This is a genomic window from Neisseria sp. P0019.S002, assembly GCF_051957155.1.
Classification (GTDB): Bacteria; Pseudomonadota; Gammaproteobacteria; order Burkholderiales; family Neisseriaceae; genus Neisseria; species Neisseria perflava.
In genome coordinates, this window is the sequence record NZ_JBQCWS010000074.1 from 1 (window position 1) to 497 (window position 497).

General features: G+C 55.5%; 1 protein-coding gene. It reads right to left on the reverse strand.

Annotation, left to right across the window (positions count from 1 at the left end; genetic code table 11):
- Nucleotides 1-98 precede the first annotated feature (98 nt).
- The coding region (locus ACTHTY_RS11625) for a hypothetical protein (protein ID WP_440367780.1) at nucleotides 99-497 on the reverse strand (399 nt) is incomplete at its 5' end.

Sequence of the window (497 nt, forward strand, 5' to 3'; positions counted from 1 at the left end):
TTCTTTTCTTTGTTTTTGGGATCTCTACGAACGAAATTGTTTTAACCCCCCCTCACCCCCTTCCGGTTCTAAAAGATTCGATGGATGGAAAAGTTCTCCTAACAAAAAGAAAACACCCAACCACCGGGATGGTGGTGTTCTCGGGGACGACGGAAAATCGTGTAGCGAGTGGGGGGGTCGGGGGGGTGTACCGAGTGGGTCTGGAGGCAGCTTGTCCAGCAAGACGAAAAAAACCCAACCCCACAACAAAAAACCCCACCCCACCCCCAAACACAACCACACCACCACAAACCACCAACCCCCCACCAACCCAAAAAACAACCCACACCCAAAAACCAAAACCACAAAAAACACCAAAACCAAAACAACAACCACCCCCCAAACACCAAAAAACAACACACACACCCACACCAACCCACCACCCCAACCACCCCCCACCCACACCCCCACACCCCCCCCCCACACCACCCCCCCCCCCCCCCCCCCCCCCCCCCCCC